Source organism: Aureimonas sp. D3 (assembly GCF_001463805.1).
In the GTDB taxonomy this organism is placed as follows: Bacteria; Pseudomonadota; Alphaproteobacteria; order Rhizobiales; family Rhizobiaceae; genus Aureimonas; species Aureimonas ureilytica_A.
In genome coordinates this window covers 12940-32613 of the sequence record NZ_BBWM01000032.1, presented here as the reverse complement: position 1 = coordinate 32613, position 19674 = coordinate 12940, and the positions used below count along the sequence as shown (strand labels likewise).

The window sequence follows — 19674 nt, the reverse complement described above, 5'->3', positions numbered from 1 at the left end:
GCAAGGGAGTGGGGCTCCTCTACAACGGGCTGAACAAGGGGGGTGGAGCCCCTCGCGCCAGCGGCCCACGTATCGGCCGACATCAGGAAACCCGAACGCTCTTCGGCCCATCCGGCGGACCGCGTGGGGCCATGCCGGGCGCGGGCATTGGTGCTAGAAAGCCGGCTCGGACGGACGGGCACGAGGTCCCCTGATGCTCACCACATTGGCTGTCGCCAACTATCGGTCCTTGCGCGATCTGGTGATCCCGCTCGGGCGGCTGACGCTGGTGACGGGCGCCAATGGCAGCGGCAAGACCAGCCTCTACCGCGCGCTGCGGCTGCTGGCCGAGACCGCGCAGGGGCGGCTGATCGCGACGCTGGCGCAGGAGGGCGGCTTCACCTCCACGCTCTGGGCCGGGCCGGAGACGATCAGCCGGACTATGCGCCAGGGCCGCGTTCCCATTCAGGGCGGCCCGCGCTCGAAGCCGATCAGCCTGGCGCTGGGTTTTGCGGGCGATGCCTATGGCTATGCGATCGATCTCGGAATGCCGAGCCCGGAGAACCCGTTTCCGCTCGACCCTGTCATCAAGGGGGAGGCGATGTGGACGGGCGAGCGGCTGTCGCGCAGCTCGCTCTTTGCCGAGCGCCGTAATGCCCTGGTGCGGCTGCGCATGTCCGACAGCGGCGTCTGGCGCGAGGCGATGGATGCGCTGTCGCCCTTCGATTCCATGGTGACGCATTGCGCCGATCCGGCCGACGGGTTCGAGCTTCTCTCCATGCGCGAGCGGATGCGCGACTGGCGCTTCTACGACGCGCTGCGCACCGACCCGGACGCGCCGGCCCGCCGCCCCGGCATCCACACCTATACGCCGGTTCTGGCGAGCGACGGAGCGGATCTCGCCGCAGCCCTCGCCACCATTCGGGTGATCGGCGACGCGCGGACGCTGGACGAGACGATCGAGGCGGCCTTTCCGGGATCGCGCCTCCTGGACGATCCGGCTGGCCTCCGGCTTCGCCAGCACGGGCTCCTGCGTCCGCTCGGGCCTACGGAACTCTCCGATGGCACGCTGCGCTTTCTCCTGCTCGTCGCCGCGCTTCTCTCGCCCCGCCCGCCCGAGCTGATGGTGCTGAACGAGCCGGAGGCGAGCCTCCACCCGTCGCTGATGCCCCCGCTGGCGCATCTCCTGAAGACCGCCGCGCGGCAGACGCAGATCGTGCTCGTCAGCCACAGCGCGGCGCTGATCGCGGCGTTGCGTGAGGTCGGCGGCTGTGAGGAGGTGCGGCTGGAAAAAAGCTTCGGCGAAACGGCCGCCCCGGACTGCGAAGGCCCTGCCTGGACCTGGCCCAAGCGATAGGGGCAAGGGGGAGGCTGGCCACTTCATCCTGCCTTCGAGACATCGAACCGGCTACCGTCTGTCCTTGTCGCCCCGCAGAACCATGGCTCGCTCCGGCCGCAAAGGAGCGAACAGGTTTGGAAGAGGGTCGATGCGGCCGGTGCCGCATTTCAACAGGGCGCAGCGCTGCTCGGCGCATGAATGTCTGAAATCTTCGCTGAGCGTCCCGGACCGGCCGTGCGACATGGTGACTGGCGGCAAAGAGCATATCGGCCGTTAGGAAGGACTTGATCTGTTTCCGGCTAAGAGCCCACAGACAGGCTCAGTGGCCCAAAAGGCCATGGCACCGAACGGAACAGGGATGCAGGACCTGACCCCAGACATTTGGGCTCTTCTCGGCCACACGCAGGCTTTGATAGGGATCTACGATCCCTCGGGGCGGCTGGTTTACGCGAACGAGGCCTTTTGCACCGCCTTCTTCATCGAGCCCGGCGAGACTCCCCTTTGGTGCGACCTCATGCGCCGGAACTATCATGCGGGCCGGGGCGTGCGGATTTCCCATCCCTGTTTCGAGGACTGGTTGCAGTCCACCCTGTCGCGCCGCGGCAAGGTGGCGAGCCTCAGCGCGGAAACCGACCTGATGGACGGTCGCTGGCTCTGGATCGTGGAATCCACCATGCCGGACGGCTTTATGCTGTTCGTGGGAACCGACATCACGCGCCAGCGCTGCTCGCAACGTGAACTGCGCCAGGAGCGCGACATCGCCGTTCGGTTTTCGCAGACCGACCCGCTGACCAGCATCTCCAACCGGCGGCATATCATGGATGTGTTGGAGACGGTTCTGGTGACTGACGTCCCGCCTTCCCGCCCTCTCGGCAGCCTTTGCATTCTCGACATCGACCTCTTCAAGACGGTAAACGATCGCTTCGGCCATGTGACGGGCGACAGCGTTCTGGTGGATGTCGCCAGGACCCTGCGCGCGGGGCTTCGCACCTGCGACGCGCTCGGGCGGCTGGGCGGCGAAGAGTTCATGGTGATCCTGCCGGGCGTCGGCGCAGAAGCGGCACAGCCCATCTTGAACCGGCTGCTCTCTCTCATCAGTCACTCCTGCAAGATCGCGCAGGACCCCGATTATGTGCTCACCTGCTCCGCCGGCGCGACGGAGCTTCAGCCGGGAGAGCGATCGGACACGGCCTATTCGCGCGCCGATCGGGCGCTCTACGACGCCAAACGCGGCGGGCGCAATCGCCTGATGCTGGCGTCATAGAGACGGACGAGGTATCGGCTGGCGTCAGGGCGGGTACGATAGGCTGGCCGCGCGGTTCGAGGCAAACCGTTTGCGCCCCCCTTGGTTGGCGCACGAAGCCTGGCGCTTCGCTCGCCTTTCGTGCCCATGACAATGCGGCCGACACGGGCTGCGTTTGAGGGAAACGAAGTATTTTCGTGCCCTCGGTGTTGAGAGCCGTCGATCAGCTTTTCACGTGAGCAAGGAGGCGAGCGCTTCGACGACTTCCCGCCCTCTGGGTACGATCGGAAGCCGCGACGCTTCGATCTGAGCGCCGAACGGCGCGAAGCCTCGGCAATTGCTCAACTCTCTGTCCCTATCCTCCCGCGACGCTTCATGATCAAACCCGCGTCGGGACGGGAGCGGACAGTCTCCGGTCGTCATCTCTCTTGGAAGACCATGGTCAAGCCGCTTACCCACCGCCCGTCCTCCACGCCGCCCGAACCGGCCATTCGCCATGCCGCCTGGCGCGAGACGCTGCGCGCGCTCTATGTCGGCGACGAGCCCCGAGCCGTGCGGTTTCAATGGGCGGTCGGGATCGTGGATCTCGCCATCATCGTCTTCTTCATCTTCGCCCCGGTGCTGGAGCAGGAGCCGAGCTTTCTCTGGATCGACTATTCCGTCGCCGCGCTTCTGATCCTCGATCTCGGCACGCGGGCGCTCGCCGCACGCTCCTTCCGGCACTGGATCGCCCGGCCGACGGTCTGGGTGGATTTCATCGTCCTGGCGACGCTGCTTGCCCCGCTCTGGCTGGCCAATCTCGGCTTCCTGCGCATCCTGCGTCTTTGGACGCTCTCGCAGAAGGATCTCTTCTGGCGCTCGCTGCGCCGGCGCGGCTACCCGGAATGGGAGGATGTCGGGCGGGCGGCGATCAATCTTCTGACCTGCCTCTTCCTGATCACCGGCTTCATCTACACCGCCTTCGCACGCGAGGGATCGGGCATGGAGGGCTATGTCGACGCGCTCTACTTCACCGTGGCGACCGTGACGACGACGGGCTTCGGCGACATCACCCTGCCGGGCACGGCCGGCAAGCTGACCTCGATCGTCACCATGATCGTCGGCATCTCGCTCTTCGTGCGCTTGGCGCAGGCCTTGTTCAAACCCTACAAGGTCTTCTTCCCGTGCCCCCAATGCGCCCTGCAACGGCACGAGCCCGATGCGGTGCATTGCAAGGCCTGCGGACACATGCTCGCGATCCCCGACGAGGGAGCGCAGTAGGCACCCTTTGTTTCACGTGAAACGTCAAACCGGTCTGAAACGTCAGACGCCCCGGCCCGAACGTAGACCATTGAGCAAAACCAGCGTGCTCGACAGGCCCATGGCCGCCGCCGCCCAGACCGGCGAGAGCAGAAGGCCGAAGGCGGGATACAGTGCGCCGGCGGCGACCGGGATCAGCAGCACATTGTAGCCGAAAGCCCAGCCGAGATTCTGGCGGATGTTGCCGAGCACGGAGCGCGACAGGGCGATGGCGCGGGGCACATTGCCCGGCGAGGGGGCGACGAGCACGATATCGGCCGCCTCGATGGCGACATCCGTCCCCGAGCCGACGGCCATGCCGATCTCGGCGGCGGCGAGCGCGGGCGCGTCGTTGATCCCATCGCCCACGAACAGAACCGGCCCATGATCGCGCTGAAGCCGCCGGATGGCCTCGACCTTGCCCTCGGGCAGAACCTCGGCCACGGTCTCGTCGATGCCAAGCCTGCGCGCGACGGCCTCGGCCGTGCGCCGATCATCGCCGCTGACGAGCGCCGTGCGCAGGCCCTCGCGCTTCAGCGCGGCGACGGCCTCGGCCGCGTCCTCTCGAATCGGGTCGCTGACGGCCAGAAGCGCGGCGAGCTGGCCGTCCAGCGCCAGGAAGAGCGGTGTTGCGCCGCCTTGTGCCAGCGCCGTTGATTCCGCATCGAACGGGGCTGGGTCGAGCCCAAGCCGCTCCATGAAGCGCCGCGCGCCGATCTCGACGCGCCGCCCCTCCACCTCGGCGCGCAGGCCGAAGCCGGGCAGAGCCTCCGCGCTTCTGACGGGTGCGAGCGCGAGGCCACGAGCCTTGGCAGCCTCCACCAGCGCATGGGCGATCGGATGCTCCGAGCGCGCCTCCGCGGAGGCGGCCAGACGCAGCGCCTCGTCCGTGTCGAAGCCCGGCGCGGTCCGAATCTCTCCGAGCGCGGGGCGGCCGATGGTCAGCGTCCCCGTCTTGTCGAAGGCGACGAGGCGGGCCGTGCCGAGCGCCTGCAAGGCTTCGCCGCGCCGGAACAGAATGCCTTGGCGCGCGGCGCGCCCGATGCCGACGAGGATCGAGGTCGGCGTGGCCAGACCCATGGCACAGGGGCAGGCGATGATCAGAACGGCGACGGCGGCGCTCAACGCATGGGGCAGGGCGGGTGCGGGGCCGAGCGCCAGCCAGAGCGCGAAAGTGGCGAGCGAAGCGGCAATGACGGCCGGCACGAACCAGAGCGTCACCCGGTCCACCAGCGCCTGGATCGGCAGCTTGCCGCCCTGCGCCTCTTCCACCATGCGCAGGATGCCCGACAGAACCGTGTCTCCGCCGACCTTCTCGACGCGCAGGGTCAGCGCGCCCGCGCCGTTCACCGTGCCGCCCGTCAGCGCCGCGCCCGGCTCCTTGCGCACCGGGGCGGGCTCGCCGGTCAGCATGGCCTCGTCCACGAAGCTCGCGCCCTCCTCGACACGACCGTCGGCCGGCACGCGCTCGCCGGGGCGGATGGCGACGAGATCGCCGGGGCGAAGAGCGGAGATGGGAACGCGCTGGGTCTGGCCTCCAGAGTCGATCCGCTCGGCCTCGGCCGGCTGAAGCTTGGCGAGCGCGCGGATCGCCTGACCCGTCTGCCCTCTGGCGCGCGCTTCCATCCAGCGGCCGATGAGCACCAGCGCGACGATGGTGCTTGCCGCCTCGTAATAGACATGCACGGCCTCGGCCGGCAGGAGCGCGGGCGCGAAGGTGGCGACCAGCGAATAGAGATAGGCCGCGAGCGTGCCGATCGCGACCAGCGAGTTCATGTCGGGCGCGCCCTTGAGGAGGAGCGGCAGGCCGATGCGATAAAAGCGCAGGCCGGGGCCGAAGAGCACGAGCGTCGCCAGCGCGGCCTGGATGCGCCAGCTCGTCTCCATGCCGATCGCGCCCTTTATGGTGTGATGCAGGGCGGGCACGAGATGGCCGCCCATCTCGACAACGAAGAGCGGCGCGGCGAGCGCCAGCGCCAGAAGCGCGCGATGCTTGAGGCCATCAGTTTCGGCGTCGGCGCGGGCCGCGCGCTCGTCCCGCCTCGCTTGTGGCGGCGTGTCGCTGTCCAGGCGCGCGTCGTAGCCGGCCTCCTCCACGGCCGCGACGAGATCGGCCGGCGCGAGCGCGGGAGACGCCGTGACATGCGCCTGCCCCGTCGCCAGATTGACGGACGCCTCGGTCACGTCAGGCAGGGCGCGGAGCGCGCGCTCGACGCGGCCGACACAGGATGCGCAGCTCATGCCCTCGACGGAGAATGTCATGCGGCGCGGCGGCACGTCGTAGCCGGCGTCCTCGATCGCCCGAACGGCGGCAGCCGCATCGGCCGGGCCGGCAAAGCGCAAGCGGGCCTCGCCCGTAGTGAGATTCACCGAGGCCTCGGTGACATCGGGCACCGCGCGAAGCGCGCGCTCGACGCGCCCGACACAGGAGGCGCAACTCATGCCCTCCACCGGCAGGGTGAGACTGGAGGACATCAAACGGGCAGGAAGGATCTCGTTCATGGCTGGGCGTCCGACATTGTCGCGATCGCACGCTCTCAAAAAGCGCTGCCTTCCTCAAATGGAAGCCTCCCGCGCGGGAAGGTCAAGGCCGGACCTTGTCGAAAACAGACCGGCCTTGCCAAGCCCGGCCGTCCAGCCCCATGTCATGGGAAATTCCCGCCCCTATCGACAGGCCTCAAGGAGACGGATCATGAAACTGCGGATCGACGATATGACCTGCGAGGGCTGCGCCCGCGCGGTGACCCGCACCATCCAGCGCCTCGACCCCGGCGCACAGGTACAGGTGGACCGGCCGAGCGGCACAGCGGATGTGACGACGCAGGCGGAAGGCGAAGCGCTGGTGAGCGCGCTGGCGAAGGCCGGCTATCCCGCGCAGATCCTGCCGGCGTAGCACGCTCGGCGAAGGCTGGGTTTGGGGGCTGGAGGCGACAGCCTCAAAGGCAATGAATGGTCTCTATTCGCACCGTTGCAAATGATCCTGCCTTCGCGTTCGAGTATGAGATCATACGCGCAATGTCGCAAGAGCAGGATGGCCAGCTCAGCCGGATGGTATCGGCTGGCCGCTTGGCTGCCTTTTTGTGCTGATGGCAGGCGTCGGCCGCGCTGCAAGCTGGATAAGAGGGGACCTCTATCGCCGGCCTCTCCCGGCGCTGTCTCGAGCTGACTCCCGGGAGGCTGATGCGGCGGTTGGTTTGGGTTGGTGGATCGCGAGCCGTCCCAGGATGGCTCTTTCAAGATCAATCGCCCGCACCCCCACATCATCGCAGCGCTACGCAGAGGCCCGAGCGGCGTTCAGCGCAGGGCGGTGGTTGCCCGCGCGCCCCGCCCTCAAAACCCCTCGACCACCCGCAGGCCCCCGCGAAAGCGCCGGGCGTTTTCGACATAGGTCTCGGCCGAGCGCTTGAGGCCTTTGAGCGTCGCCTCGTCCAGCAGGCGCACGGCTTTCGCCGGGGCGCCGATGATGAGCGAGCCTTCGGGGAACTCCTTGCCTTCCGTCACCAGCGCGCCCGCGCCGACGAGGCAGTTGGGGCCGATGCGCGCGCCGTTGAGCACCGTCGCGCCCATGCCGATCAGCGTGTTGTCGCCGATGGTGCAGCCATGGACGATGGCGTGATGGCCGATCGTGCAGTCCGCGCCGATCGTGAGCGGAAAGCCCGGATCGACATGGAGCATCGCTCCCTCCTGAATATTGGTGCGCGCGCCGACCGTGATCGTGTCCCGATCGCCGCGCAGCACCGCGCCGAACCAGATGCCGACATCCTCGCCCAGCGTGACGTCCCCGATCACATGCGCATCGGGCGCGATGAAGAGGCGGTCGGGCGCGGGGAGGCGGGGCGTCAGATCGTCGAGGGCATAGACGGGCATGGGAACCTCCCTTTAGAGCGCCTAACAATACCTCGCGGGGTCGGCTTGTCGTGTCTTTTCGCCAGCCGCTTTGTCCCGAATGCTCGCCGATGCCGCCAGCATCGACTGCGCTTCGCTCCGCGCGGACTGACGAAAATCCCTCGACCAGCCTCCGCCCGGAGGTTTTGTTAGGCACTCTTAGTCAGACGCTGGGGCTCAGCAACTCGCAGGCGGCGAGCGACAGGGCAACGACGCCGTTGCGGATGGCGCGCTCGTCCGGCTGATAGTCCGAATTGTGAAGCTCGTCCCGGCGTCCCGGCGTCATGGAGCCGATGCCGAGCTGGAAGGCGGGCACCTTCTCGCCAATCAGCGCGAAATCCTCCGCGCCGAGCGAGGGGCTGGCTTCCAGAAGCGCCTCGCGGCCGAAATGATTTTCCACCGCGCGCATCGTGGCGCGCATCACGCGCTCGTCGCTGACGAGCGGCGGCGTGCCGCGCTCCCAGTCGAGACGGCATTCGAGCCGGAGCGAGGTGGAGACGCCCTCGCAATGACGCCGGATCGCCGCTTCCATGGCCGTGCGGTCGGCGTCCAGATGGGTGCGCACCGTGCCGCGCAGGCGCACCGCGTCGGGAATGATGTTGGGCGCGAGCCCGCCCTCGATGACGCCGATGGTGAGGACGATCGGGCGCATCGGGTTCATCTCGCGCGAGACGATGGTCTGGAGTTGCAGGACCAGCGTCGCGGCCCCGACGATCGGATCGGCGGTCAGATGCGGGCGCGCGGCGTGGCCGGAGCGGCCCGAGACGGTGATGGTGAACTCGTCCGACGAGCCGCCCGCGACGCCCGGCACGAAGGAGAAGCGGCCGACCGGCTCGCCGGGGTAGTTGTGGAAGCCGAGCGCCAGATCCACGCCCTCCAGCGCGCCGTCGCGCATCATCTTCGCCGCGCCGCTATCCGACACTTCCTCGGCCGGCTGAAACATCAGCTCGATGCGCCCCGAGAGATCGGGCGCGATGCGCTGGAGCACTTCGGCGACGCCGATCAGCGTCGCGGTGTGGAGATCGTGTCCGCAGGCATGCATCTTGCCGGGAATGGTCGAGGCATAGGGCAGGCCGGTCTGTTCCTGGATCGGAAGCGCGTCCATGTCGGCGCGCAGGAGCACGGTCGGGCCGGGGCGGCCGGTGTCGATCGTCGCCATGACACCCGTGCCACCGACCTTGGTGCGATGGGGCACGCCGATGCGCGCGAGTTCGCGCGCCACCACGCCGCTGGTGCGCACTTCCTCATGGGCGAGTTCGGGATGGGCGTGCAGGTCGCGGCGGATGTCGATGAGGGCGGGTTCGATCTCGCCGGCGATCGCCTCGATCCGGGGTCTGATATGATTGCTGGTCATCGGCGTCTCTTCAGTCCTGTTCGTACTCGCCTATGGGCTCGCATCCCCGCCGGGCCATGACGGCACCGCGCTGGGTCTCCTTCTCTCTTGTCCCGCGTTTCGCGCGCGCTTTCCAGTGCGAAGCGGCAGAAGGAAGGAAGCCATATCACGAGAAAAGGAGATGACATTGACGTTTACGGAAGAGTAGTCTGTTCGCGCTTGCCCCGCCTCATGTCTTTGGGAGAAGACGAGAGACGGAACGGGGCATGGGAGGAGGCGGATATGAACAAGCCATGGCTGGCGCGTTATCCCGAGGGTATGCCGGCGGAGCTCGGCCCCGTGCCCTACGAGACGCTGGCCGATCTCCTGAACGAGGCGTTCCGCAATTTCGCCGGGCGTCCCGCCTTCCGCCTCATGGGCGTCGATCTCACCTATTCCGACCTCGACCGCGCCTCCACGCGCTTTGCGGCCTATCTTCAGGGCCTCGGCCTTCAGCCCGGCGATCGCATCTCGCTGATGATGCCCAATATCTTCCAGTATCCCGTGGCCGTAGCGGGCGCGCTGCGGGCGGGTCTGGTCGTCGTCAACACCAACCCGCTCTACACCCCGCGCGAACTGGCCCATCAGCTGAACGATTCGGGCGCCCGAGCCATCGTCGTGCTTGAAAACATGGCCCATACGCTGGAGCAGTGCCGCGCCGAGGTGCCCGCGCTGGAGCATGTGGTGGTGACTTCAGTCGGCGACATGCTGCCGGGGCTGAAGGGACATCTCGTCAATTTCGTGCTGCGCTACGTCAAGCGCGCCGTGCCGGCCTATCGCCTGCCGGGCGCGGTTCGCTGGCGCCAAGCGTTGAGCCAGGGCGCGGGCGGGCGCTTCATGCCCATCCGGCGCACGGCCGAGGAGCCGGCGATCCTGCAATATACCGGCGGCACGACGGGTGTCGCCAAGGGCGCGGTGCTGACCAACCGCAACATCGTCTCCAACGTGCTCCAGTCCGAACTCTGGAACCGGCCGGCGACGCGCCTCGTGCCCGCGAGCGATCAGGTGGTGACCGTCTGCGCGCTGCCGATCTATCATATTTTCGGCTTCACCGTGAACATGATGCTGTCGCTGCGCCAGGGCGGCTGCAATCTCCTGATCCCCAATCCGCGCGATATTCCCGCCGTCATCAAGACGCTCAAAAGCGGGCCGTTTCATCTCTTTCCCGCCGTCAACACGCTGTTCGGCGCGATCGCCCGGCACAAGGACGCCGCCAGCGTCGATTGGAGCCATATGGTCATGTCGCTGGGCGGCGGCATGGCCGTGCAGAGGGCGACGGCGGAAAAATGGCTGGCCCTGACGGGCAAGACGATCTGCGAGGGCTATGGCCTGTCGGAAACCTCCCCCTCGGCCGCTTGCAACATCGTGACCAGTCGGGACTATACGGGCACGATCGGCTATCCGCTGCCGTCCACCGAGTTCTCCATCCTGTCGGACGACGAGACGCATCTGCTGCCGGGCGAGGCCGGCGAGATCGCCATTCGCGGGCCGCAGGTCATGATCGGCTACTGGAACCGCCCGGAGGACACGCGCCGCGCCTTCGCACCCGGCGGGTGGTTCAAGTCCGGCGACATCGGCATCATGGACGAGACGGGCGCAATCCGCATCGTGGATCGCAAGAAGGACATGATCAACGTTTCGGGCTTCAACGTCTATCCCAACGAAATCGAGGATGTGGTGACGCGGATGCCGGGCGTGGCGGAGGCGGCCGTGGTCGGCGTGCCCGACGAGAATTCGGGCGAGGCGGTGAAGCTCTTTCTCGTGCGCTCCGACGATGGCTTGAGCGCGGAGGCGGTGAAGCAATATTGCCGCGAGAACCTGACCGGTTACAAGCGCCCGCGCGAGATCGAGTTCCGCGACGAACTGCCCAAGAGCGGCGTCGGCAAGGTGCTGCGCCGGGCGCTGCGCGACTGACATTTTCTGCGCAGGCCGGCCGAGGACGGGGCTGACGACGCACCTGGGACTTTCTTTCATCCATTGGATAAGGTTTGTATGCAGGCGCCGAAGCGGCTATCGCGGAATGGGCCTTGCGCGCCGGTTCGGCGGGGAGCCGCCCGAAGCGACCCGCCACACGAGGACCTGTCATGAGCGAGCCAGCCGACACGCCCGCGCCCGAGCGCAAGCGCGGCTCCGGCGTGAAAATGGTCTACGACCTCCTGCGCGACGAGATCCTCGACCTCGTCCTGCCGCCGGGGAGCCCGATCGACGAGGTGCAACTGGCCGAGCGCTTCGGCATGTCGCGCACGCCGATCCGCGAGGCCCTGGTGCGCCTCTCGGGCGAGGGGCTGGTGCACACGCTGCCCAACCGCTCGGCCGTCGTCGCCCATATCGACTTTCTGAACCTGCACACGTTCTTCGACGCTCTGGTGCTGATGTACCGCGTCACCACGCGGCTGGCCGCCGAGCATCATCGGCCCGAAGACCTGGAGCCGATCCGCGCGCGCCAGGCCGAGTTCGCCCGCGCGGTGGCCGATCAGGACGCGCTCGCCATGATCGCCACCAACGCCGCTTTCCATTCCGCGATCGCGGAAGCGGGGCGAAATCCCTATTTCCTCGGCCTGTTCAACCGCATTCTGGACGAGGGGCGGCGCATCCTGCGCATCTACTACAATTCCTACGAGGACCGCCTGCCGCAGCAATTCGTGGACGAGCACGAGGAGATCATCCTCAAGATCGCCGCGCGCGATCAGGAGGGCGCCGACCGCCTCGCCCGCATCCACGCCGAGCAGATCGTGCGCCAAGTGCAGACGCTGTTTTCGCGCGGCGGCCAGCTCGACATCGCGCTTTGAGCCGATCGCCCCGTCGAGACTGAGGGAGCGCGAGCGGTCGTGGCTCGCGCCGTCAACCGAGCAGCATTCGTGCGCCGGTATGCGCGAAGGCGTCCACGCTCCGTTCGAAGGCGACACGGCGTTGGGCTCTTCGGGCGACGTCGTTACCTGGAAGCCGGCAGCAATTTGATGATACTGACATCAGACGCGACACTGGGGGGCGACGGCCGGAATTTCGATGAGAGATCATCAACAAGCCGCATGCGGGCACGGAACGCGGTTGGATGCACTCGCCGCTCCCGGCGCGTCCCGGCAGGCTCTGGATAGGGCCGCGTCCGATATCTTCGCCCTGTTCCTCCAGCGCGAGGCAGAGTTCGGCGTTCATCCCTCCGTCGCCATCCACTATCCCGACCTGACCGACCTGTCGGCTCATGGGTTTCTGAGGGATGCGGCAGGCCATGTCGCGCGGCAGGCCGATGCCATGGCGCAGGACGGCGTGCCCGCCCGGCGGATCGTTATCCTGACGACCTACGGCGACATTGTTACGTCCTCGTTGGAGGCTGTAGGCTATCGGGTTTTGCCGATCGATATGCCAGCCAGGCCGGACGGCACGTGCGCGTTCCTGCTGGACCCCGACGAACCGCCCGAAGGGCTGCGAACGCTCTATGTCGAGGCGGTGAACGAAGCGGACGAGAAAATCCGGCCGACCTTCGTTCTCACCTTGAAAGACGACGCCGGCACGTTGCTCGGCGGCGCGTGCGGCTCGGTTCACGAACGGGACGGGCGGCGCTACGCCTATCTCTCGACATTGACGACCGCATCTCATGCGGCCAAGGGCACCGGGACGATGCTGGCGGGCGAGCTTCTGCGGTTCCTGAAACGGGACGGGGTCCACGCCGTCCATCTGGGAACCCAGACCGCCGCCCGCTTCTACCAGAAGATGGGCTTTCGCACCGACCACCGTCTGGTGCAGGGGATGCGCACCCGCCTGGTGAACGGGCAGGAGATCCGGGACGATCTGGTGATGTTGTCGATGGAACTGTGACGCCGCGACCCGGCGCGAGGAACAGTGTTTTTCGGTTGGCCGAATGCGAGGACGTGCGTCTGTCGCCGACCGATATGAGTCCCGCTGGAGGGCAAAGGCCGTCTCGTGCTGCGGGGCGGCCTTTTCGTTTTCGGGGAGACGCGCAACCCATCAAAATCTTGTCGACAAATAAAATGCAATGCGCGATAGTCTGACGAGAACGGCGGGAACGATGGCTTGAAGCTCACCGCTGGGGTCCCACGAGGAGTTTACAGGTGAAGGCTCAGATCTTTTCCGGCGTCATTCCCGCCCTGATGACGCCCTGCAAGGCCGACCGCACGCCCGACTATGACGCGCTGGTGCGCAAGGGTCAGGAGCTGATCGCGGCCGGCATGTCGGCCGTGGTCTATTGCGGCTCTATGGGCGACTGGCCGCTCCTCACTGACGAGCAGCGCATGGAAGGCGTCGCGCGCCTGACCGCCGCCGGCATTCCGGTGATCGTCGGCACAGGCGCGGTCAACACCGCCTCGGCCGTCGCCCATGCCGCCCATGCGCAGAAGGTCGGCGCCAAGGGCCTCATGGTGATCCCGCGCGTTCTCTCGCGCGGCTCGGTGATCCCGGCCCAGCGCGCGCATTTCAAGGCCATCCTCGCGGCTGCGCCCGATCTGCCCGCTGTCATCTACAACAGCCCCTATTATGGCTTTGCGACCCGCGCCGATCTCTTCTTCGCCTTGCGCGCCGAGCATTCCAATCTCGTCGGCTTCAAGGAGTTCGGCGGCCCGGCCGACATGCGCTACGCCGCCGAGACGATCACCAGCCGCGACGATGGCGTCTCGCTGATGATCGGCGTCGACACGGCCGTGACCCATGGCTTCATCAATTGCGGCGCGACGGGCGCGATCACCGGCATCGGCAATGTGCTGCCGAAGGAAGTGATCCAGCTCTGCACCCTCGCTCAGAAAGCGGCCACCGGCGACGCGCTGGCCCGCCGGCAGGCCAAGGAGCTGGAAGAGGCGCTCGCCGTCCTCTCCTCCTTCGACGAAGGCCCGGACCTCGTTCTCTACTTCAAGCACATGATGGTGCTGAAGGGCTTTGCCGAATACACGCTGCACTTCAACGAGAGCGACGAACTCAGCGAAAGCCAGCGCGGCTATGTCGAAGCGCAGCTGAAGCTCTTCGACACATGGTATGCCGACTGGTCGAAGCGCGAAGGCCTCGCGGCCTGATCGCCGCTGCACCGTGAATTCAAAAGGGCGGGTCTCGCAGGAGACCCGCCCTTTTTGTGTTTCGCTTGCGTTTGCCTCAGAGCGCCACGGCCTCGAGCCCTTCGGCTTCGAGCCGGTCGAGCTGGGCGCGTTCGCTGGATGAGAGCGTGATGCCGTCCCGCTCCGACACGGCGCGCGCGGCGAAGCGGCGCTGCGAGGGCAGGCGCGCGCCCTGGCCGACGATCGCCTCGAACAGCGTTTCGGCCCGCGCGAAGGGATCGCCCTCGCGCCCCGCCGCGAAACGCTCGGGCGAGAAGGCGAGGATCAACTCGCCATGGCTGGGCGAGAGGTTGGTGGAGCCGAGCTGGCGCAGCGATTCGAGGCTGGTCAGATCGCCGATCATGATGCCGGCCAGAAGCTCGATCATGGTGGAGATGGCCGAGCCCTTGTGCCCGCCGAAGGTCAGCATCGCGCCGGCGAGCGCGGCTTCCGGGTCGCGCGTCGGCTGGCCGGCTGCGTCGAGCGCCCAGCCCTCGGGCAGCGTTTCGCCGGCGCGCCGCTTCAGCTCGATCTCACCGCGCGCCGCCACCGAGGTTGCGAAGTCGAAGACATAGGGCTCGGCGTCCCGGCGCGGCCAGCCGAAGGCGAGGGGATTGGTGCCGAGCAGCGGCTCCTTGCCGCCCGTCGGCGCGACGGTGGCATAGCTCGGGCACAGCGCCAGCGCGGCGAGCCCATGCGCCGCGACCGCCTCCACCTCCGGCCAGAGCGCGGAAAAATGCGTGCAATCGTTGATCACCAGCGCGGCCATCCCGAGCGTTCGCGCGCGCTGGGCCAGATGCGGCAGGCCGAGTTCGAAGGCCGGGTTAGCAAAGCCGCCCTTGGCGTTGACCCGAAGGATCGCCGAGCCATCGTCGGGCATGAGTTCGGGCACGGCATCCGCCTGCACCTTGCCGGCCTTGACTGTGCGCAGCGCGCCCTCGATCCGGTAGATGCCGTGAGATTTGCAGGCGTCGCGCTCGCCGGCCACGATGACGCGCGACAGCGCGCCGGCCTGCACGGCGTTCAAACCGCCCTTGCGAAAGATCGCCTCGACGCGGGCGAGAAGCGCGGGGACGGACAGGGCGTCTAGGCTTGCGGTCATGGGCCGATCCTTGGCGTCTGAGGCCGGACATGGGGCCGGCGGATAATTTTGCATACAGCAAGAATTTCGAAAGCGGGAGCTTTCGCCTCCTGTGCACTGCACAAGAACCCACCCTGCCGATTTCCTTCGCAAGTGCAAAAAATTCGAGCAGGGAAGGGGTCTTGCACACTTGTTGTATTTTCTGTTTGATGGCTCCATTCGGGGGCCGGCGATCCGCAGCGCCTGAGGCCGACACAACAAGGGGACAGCGCATGAAGACCAAGGCCATCGTACTCAGCCTCTTGGCTGCCACTGCCTTCGCTGGCGCGGCCAAGGCCGACAAGCTGGACGACATCATCGGTTCGGGCACGCTGCGCTGCGCGGTGGTTCTCGACTTCCCACCCATGGGCTCGCGCGACGCGGCCAACAACCCGGTCGGCTTCGACGTCGATTACTGCAACGATCTCGCAAAAGCCCTCGGCGTCACCGCCGAGATCGTCGAGACCCCGTTCCCCGAGCGCATTCCCGCGCTGATGTCGGGCCGCGTCGATATCGGCGTCGCCTCGACCTCCGACACGCTGGAGCGTGCCAAGACGGTCGGCATGACGATTCCCTATTTCGCCTTCGAGATGGCCGTGACCGCCAACGACAAGTCGGGCGTCAAGTCCTTCGAGGACATGAAGGGCAAGACCGTCGGCGCGACCGCCGGCACCTACGAGGCCATCGCGCTGGAAAAGCAGGTGAAGGCGTGGGGCACGGGCACGTTCCGCCCCTATCAGACGCAGGCCGACGTCTTCCTGGCGCTGAGCCAGGGCCAGCTCGACGCGACCGTTTCCACCTCCACGGTGGCGCAGGCCAATGTGAAGACCGGCAATTTTCCCGGCATCTCGGTGGTCGGCAAGGCGCCCTTCGACATCGACTATGTCGCGCTCTTCACCAACCGCGAAGAATACGGCATGATCAACTACCTGAACCTCTTCATCAATCAGCAGGTTCGCACCGGCCGCTACAAGGAACTCTATGAGAAGTGGGTCGGCGGCGAGGCTCCGAGCCTGACCGTGCCCGGCGTTTACCGCTAAGCTCTTGCCTCTGCCCGGCGGCGCGTGGGGGCCTCCCCCTCGCGCCGCCGGCTTTTTCCCGAGGGCGCGACGGCCATGTTCAACTATTCGTTTCGATGGAATCAGGCCCTCAAGGCCCTGCCGCAGATGCTGGACGGCGCGCTGGTCACGCTGCAGGTGGCGCTCCTGTCCATGGCGATCGGCCTCGCCTTCGCCATTCTGCTGACCCTGTTTCGCCGCTCCGACAGCCGCATCCTCAAGGGCTTCGCGACGACCTGGGTGGAAGTGGCGCGCAACACGCCGGCGCTGTTCCAGATCTACATGGCGCATTTCGGCCTCGGGGCCTTCGGCATCCATCTCAGCCCCTATCTCTCGCTGCTCGCCGGCATCGCCTTCAACAATGCCGGCTATCTCGCCGAGAATTTTCGCGGCGCGCTGAAGGCGATCCCCGAGACGCAGGCCCGCGCCGGGCGCTCGCTGGGCATGAGTTCGCTTCAGGCCTTCCGCTTCATCGTCCTGCCGCAGATGCTGCGCATCGCCTTCCTGCCGATCACCAATCAGATGGTCTGGGCCATTCTCATGACCTCGCTCGGCGTCACCGTCGGCATGAACACGGATCTGGCCGGCATCACGCAGGAGCTGAACGCGCGCTCCTTCCGCACCTTCGAGTTCTTCGCCATCGCCGCCGTCATCTATTACGTCATCGCCAAGGCCGTGACGCTCGCCGCGCGCCTCGTCGCCTGGCGCCTGTTCCGGTCCTGAGGGTCGCGCCATGTTCGATACGGCTCTGACCCTCAACGACCTCCTTTTTCTCGCCCAAGGCGCGGGCATGACGCTGGCCGTCACCGGCGTCGCCGTCACGGCCGGCACGCTGCTCGGCATTCTCTTCGGCGTCCTGCGCTTTCAGCTGGGAGCCATCTGGTTCGCGCCGCTGACCTTCGTCCTCGACATCTTCCGCTCCGTGCCGCTCCTGATCCAGCTCGTGCTGGCCAACGCCTTCCAGTCCATCGCCAAGCTCGGCTGGCCGCCCTTCACGACCTCCTGCGTCGTGCTCTCGCTTTATGCGGCGGCCTATTGCACCGAGATCGTGCGCGGGGCGATGGAAGCCGTGCCGCCCACCACGCGCCGCGCGGCGCGCTCGCTGGGCATGACCTGGGGCCAGGACCTTCGCTATATCGTCGCGCCGCTGGCCACCCGCGTCGCGCTGCCCTCCTGGATCGGGCTGACGCTCGGCGTCATGAAGGATTCGGCGCTTGTTCTCTGGCTCGGCCTGATCGAGCTTCTGCGCGCCTCGCAGATCCTCGTCACCCGCCTTCAGGAACCGCTGTTCATTCTCATGATCTGCGGCCTCATCTACTTCCTCCTGAGCTTCCCCGTCGCTCGGCTCGGGGCCTATCTCGAAAGGCGCTGGTCTCCCCATGATTGAGATCCGGAACGTGCGCAAATCCTTCGGCCCCTTGGAAGTGCTGAAGGGCATCGACCTCACCGTCGCCAAGGGCGAGGTGCTGACCATCATCGGCGGCTCGGGCTCGGGCAAGTCGACGCTTCTCACCTGCATCAACGGGCTGGAGCCGATCGATTCCGGCTCCATCCATATCGACGGCACCGAGGTTCACGCCAAGAGCACCAATCTCGACAAGCTGCGCCAGAAGGTCGGCATCGTGTTCCAGCAGTGGAACGCCTTCCCGCATCTCACCGTCATCGAGAATGTCATGCTCGCGCCGCGCAAGGTTCTGGGCCTGTCCAAAGCCGAGGCCGAGGCCATCGCGGTGAAGCAACTCGGCCATGTCGGCCTGGGCGACAAGCTCAAGGTCTATCCCGGCCGCCTGTCGGGCGGCCAGCAGCAGCGCATGGCGATCGCCCGCGCGCTCGCCATGAGCCCGGAATATATGCTCTTCGACGAAGTGACCTCGGCGCTCGACCCGATGCTGGTCGGTGAGGTGCTGGACACGCTGCGCATGCTCGCCTCCGAAGGCATGACCATGATCTGCGTGACGCACGAGATGAAGTTCGCGCGTGAAGTGTCGGATCGCGTCGCCTTCTTCCACAAGGGCGTCATGGCCGAAATCGCCCCGCCGGAGGAGCTGTTCGGCGCGCCGAAGAACCCGGAAACGCAGACCTTCCTGGCGGCGACGCACTGACATGACCTCATCCCCTTCCGCCCAGCCGGATGTCACGGTCATCGGCGCGGGCGTCATCGGATTGTCCATCGCCCTGGCGCTCCAGGCGCGGGGCCTCAGCGTCACCGTTCTCGACCGCGAGGGGCCGGCGGCCGGGGCTTCGGCCGGCAATGCGGGCGCCTTCGCCTTCACCGACATCCTGCCGCTCGCCTCGCCCGGCATCCTGAAGAAGGCCCCGCGCTGGCTGCTCGACCCGCTGGGGCCGCTCAGCGTGCCGCCGCGCTATGCGCTGGAGATCACACCCTGGATGCTGCGCTTCTGGCGCGCCTGCCAGCCGGACCGCGTGGAGGCCGCGACGGCGGCGCAGACCGCGCTGATGGATCTCTCCAAGGCCGAGCTGGAGCCCTTCCTGGAGGCGACGGGCACGCTCGGGATGCTGCGTAAGGAAGGCAACCTTCAGGTTTATGAGTCCCAAGCCGAACTGGATGCCTCGCAGCCCGGCTGGGACGCGCGGGCGCGGCATGGGATCGAATTCCGGCATATGAACGCGGCCGAGATGGCGGCGATCCAACCCGGCCTGTCACCGCGCTTCACGCATGGCACGTTCACGCCCGGCTGGTTTTCCATCGCCGATCCCAAAGATTATGTGCTGGCGCTGGCCGAACGGTTTCGGGCGGGCGGCGGCGTGATCGAGCGCGCGAGCGTTTCGGCGGTGAAACCCGACGCGGCTGGCGTCGCGATCGAGACCGAAGGCGGCTCCCGGCGCGCCGGCCATGTGGTGGTCGCGGCCGGGGCCTTCTCGCATCGCATCGCGCAGACGCTCGGCGAGCGCATCCCGCTGGAAACCGAGCGCGGCTACAACACGACGCTGCCGGCGGGCGCGTTCGACCTGCGCACGCAAATCACCTTCGGCGGCCATGGCTTTGTCGTGACGCGCCTGTCCTCCGGCGTGCGCGTCGGCGGCGCGGTGGAGCTCGGCGGCCTGTCGCTGCCGCCGAACTTCAAGCGCTCCGAGGCCATGCTCGCCAAGGCGAAGGCGTTCCTGCCCGGCTTGCAGACGGAGGGCGGACAGCAATGGATGGGCTTTCGCCCGTCACTGCCCGATTCGCTGCCCGCCATCGGCCCGGCGCGCGCTTCGCGGCACGTTACCTACGCCTTCGGCCACGGCCATCTCGGCCTCACCCAGTCGGCCGGCACGGCGCGGCTGGTGGCCGATCTCGTCTCGGGGCGTCCGTCCGCCATCGATCCGACACCCTTTTCGCCGCAACGCTTCTGATCCGCGC

At 67.1% G+C, this 19674-nt stretch carries 17 protein-coding genes; 13 read left to right on the top strand and 4 right to left on the bottom strand.

What is annotated here, in order from left to right; all coding sequences use genetic code 11:
* Positions 1 to 193 precede the first annotated feature (193 nt).
* The 3 genes from AUL36_RS08530 to AUL36_RS08520 all read left to right on the top strand — a co-directional run bounded on the left by AUL36_RS08530 (position 194) and on the right by AUL36_RS08520 (position 3821).
* Positions 194 to 1336, top strand: coding sequence for an AAA family ATPase (locus tag AUL36_RS08530; RefSeq protein WP_062219760.1), 1143 nt, complete (start codon positions 194 to 196; stop codon positions 1334 to 1336).
* 340 nt (positions 1337 to 1676) lie between these two features.
* Positions 1677 to 2582: a GGDEF domain-containing protein gene (locus AUL36_RS08525; RefSeq protein WP_244497077.1), complete on the top strand. Its 906-nt coding sequence runs from the start codon at positions 1677 to 1679 to the stop codon at positions 2580 to 2582.
* Between the two features lie 417 nt (positions 2583 to 2999).
* The gene (locus tag AUL36_RS08520) at positions 3000 to 3821 is read left to right on the top strand and encodes a potassium channel family protein (protein ID WP_082655722.1); all 822 of its coding nucleotides are present in this window, start codon (positions 3000 to 3002) and stop codon (positions 3819 to 3821) included.
* Between the two features lie 42 nt (positions 3822 to 3863).
* Here AUL36_RS08520 and AUL36_RS08515 read toward each other — a convergent pair whose 3' ends face one another.
* A complete protein-coding gene (locus tag AUL36_RS08515) occupies positions 3864 to 6341 on the bottom strand; it encodes a heavy metal translocating P-type ATPase (RefSeq protein ID WP_062219759.1) in 2478 nt (825 codons plus the stop codon).
* 190 nt (positions 6342 to 6531) lie between these two features.
* On the opposite strand from AUL36_RS08515, the gene AUL36_RS08510 reads away from it, so the two are divergent.
* Positions 6532 to 6732: a heavy-metal-associated domain-containing protein gene (locus AUL36_RS08510; RefSeq protein WP_062219758.1), complete on the top strand. Its 201-nt coding sequence runs from the start codon at positions 6532 to 6534 to the stop codon at positions 6730 to 6732.
* A gap of 437 nt (positions 6733 to 7169) precedes the next feature.
* Here AUL36_RS08510 and AUL36_RS08505 read toward each other — a convergent pair whose 3' ends face one another.
* Together AUL36_RS08505 and AUL36_RS08500 are read right to left on the bottom strand one after the other, a co-directional pair.
* Positions 7170 to 7706, bottom strand: coding sequence for a gamma carbonic anhydrase family protein (locus AUL36_RS08505; RefSeq protein ID WP_062219757.1), 537 nt, complete (start codon positions 7704 to 7706; stop codon positions 7170 to 7172).
* A gap of 181 nt (positions 7707 to 7887) precedes the next feature.
* Positions 7888 to 9078 (bottom strand): M20 metallopeptidase family protein, encoded by a 1191-nt coding sequence (locus AUL36_RS08500; protein ID WP_062219756.1) that lies wholly within the window; start codon positions 9076 to 9078, stop codon positions 7888 to 7890.
* A 261-nt stretch (positions 9079 to 9339) separates the two neighbouring features.
* Between AUL36_RS08500 and AUL36_RS08495 the strand changes: the two genes are divergently transcribed.
* The 4 genes from AUL36_RS08495 (at position 9340) to AUL36_RS08480 (ending at position 14114) form a co-directional block, all read left to right on the top strand.
* A complete protein-coding gene (locus AUL36_RS08495; RefSeq protein WP_062219754.1) occupies positions 9340 to 11010 on the top strand; it encodes an AMP-binding protein in 1671 nt (556 codons plus the stop codon).
* Positions 11011 to 11180: 170 nt separating this feature from the next.
* Positions 11181 to 11885, top strand: a complete 705-nt coding sequence (locus AUL36_RS08490; RefSeq protein WP_058635879.1) for a GntR family transcriptional regulator — start codon at positions 11181 to 11183, stop codon at positions 11883 to 11885.
* A 259-nt stretch (positions 11886 to 12144) separates the two neighbouring features.
* The gene (locus AUL36_RS08485) at positions 12145 to 12909 is read left to right on the top strand and encodes a GNAT family N-acetyltransferase (RefSeq protein ID WP_062219752.1); all 765 of its coding nucleotides are present in this window, start codon (positions 12145 to 12147) and stop codon (positions 12907 to 12909) included.
* 254 nt (positions 12910 to 13163) lie between these two features.
* On the top strand, positions 13164 to 14114 hold the full coding sequence (locus AUL36_RS08480) for a dihydrodipicolinate synthase family protein (RefSeq protein WP_058598872.1): 951 nt from the start codon (positions 13164 to 13166) through the stop codon (positions 14112 to 14114).
* A gap of 76 nt (positions 14115 to 14190) precedes the next feature.
* On the opposite strand, the gene AUL36_RS08475 is transcribed toward AUL36_RS08480, so the two are convergent.
* The gene (locus AUL36_RS08475) at positions 14191 to 15234 is read right to left on the bottom strand and encodes an Ldh family oxidoreductase (RefSeq protein ID WP_062219750.1); all 1044 of its coding nucleotides are present in this window, start codon (positions 15232 to 15234) and stop codon (positions 14191 to 14193) included.
* A gap of 251 nt (positions 15235 to 15485) precedes the next feature.
* On the opposite strand from AUL36_RS08475, the gene AUL36_RS08470 reads away from it, so the two are divergent.
* From AUL36_RS08470 to AUL36_RS08450, 5 genes are all read left to right on the top strand, one after another.
* Positions 15486 to 16292: an ABC transporter substrate-binding protein gene (locus AUL36_RS08470; RefSeq protein WP_062219748.1), complete on the top strand. Its 807-nt coding sequence runs from the start codon at positions 15486 to 15488 to the stop codon at positions 16290 to 16292.
* 75 nt (positions 16293 to 16367) lie between these two features.
* Positions 16368 to 17033, top strand: a complete 666-nt coding sequence (locus AUL36_RS08465) for an amino acid ABC transporter permease (RefSeq protein ID WP_058598869.1) — start codon at positions 16368 to 16370, stop codon at positions 17031 to 17033.
* Between the two features lie 10 nt (positions 17034 to 17043).
* Positions 17044 to 17697, top strand: a complete 654-nt coding sequence (locus AUL36_RS08460) for an amino acid ABC transporter permease (protein ID WP_062219746.1) — start codon at positions 17044 to 17046, stop codon at positions 17695 to 17697.
* Positions 17690 to 18412, top strand: a complete 723-nt coding sequence (locus AUL36_RS08455) for an amino acid ABC transporter ATP-binding protein (protein WP_019994681.1) — start codon at positions 17690 to 17692, stop codon at positions 18410 to 18412. The genes AUL36_RS08460 and AUL36_RS08455 overlap by 8 nt, the downstream gene beginning before the upstream one ends.
* A gap of 1 nt (position 18413) precedes the next feature.
* Positions 18414 to 19667: an NAD(P)/FAD-dependent oxidoreductase gene (locus AUL36_RS08450; RefSeq protein ID WP_062219744.1), complete on the top strand. Its 1254-nt coding sequence runs from the start codon at positions 18414 to 18416 to the stop codon at positions 19665 to 19667.
* Positions 19668 to 19674: the final 7 nt, after the last annotated feature.